We start from the raw sequence: 635 nt of genomic DNA on the forward strand, positions 1-635 counted from the left end.
GGTTTGATCGATCGCCCTGCTCTTCGTATCGTCGAGAGAAACCACGCTCCCATCGGCGAGTGCCACCTGGCCGTCCACGTTGCGCGCGCCAAGGACGTTTTCCGGAATAGGCAGCTTCGTTACAATACAAAGCGAGTTCAAGAACTCGACGGAATGAACCGATGCGAGAGAAACCTCATCGAAGGTGACTTTGTGCCTGTCGGCGAAAGTGGCCAAGACGTCAATACGATGGCGATCCAGTCCCCAATGCTCATGGTTGACCACGTCAAGCAGGTGCTTGAAAAACGACATCGAGGAAAGCGGATCGTAGAGACCGCCCTCGAATTCCTGCCAGTAACTGCAATGCAGATCTTCGGCGATGTACATGCCCCCTTCGGAAAGGTGGGGGAAATATCGTGCGAACGAGCGTATTATATCCGAGGACAGGTGCGATCCATCATCAATGATAATATCATATTTTTCCGACATCGAGATGATGTCGCGCTCTGTTTCATCAGTATTTGCGTCACCTACGGAGATCTTTATCTTCTGGCTGGCGAAAGCAAGATTTCCGCAAGCCAGATTGACGTCACAGCCAACGATTATCTCAGCATTGGGGAAATATTTCTGCCATATCTCCAGGGATCCGCCATTCT

The 635-nt window shown here is 51.2% G+C and carries 1 pseudogene; it reads right to left on the bottom strand.

Annotation, left to right across the window (positions count from 1 at the left end):
• Nucleotides 1-635: pseudogene (locus EOA22_RS37950) on the bottom strand (glycosyl transferase); the annotation flags it as partial.

This window comes from Mesorhizobium sp. M7A.F.Ca.US.014.04.1.1, assembly GCF_003998745.1.
GTDB lineage: Bacteria > Pseudomonadota > Alphaproteobacteria > Rhizobiales > Rhizobiaceae > Mesorhizobium > Mesorhizobium ciceri.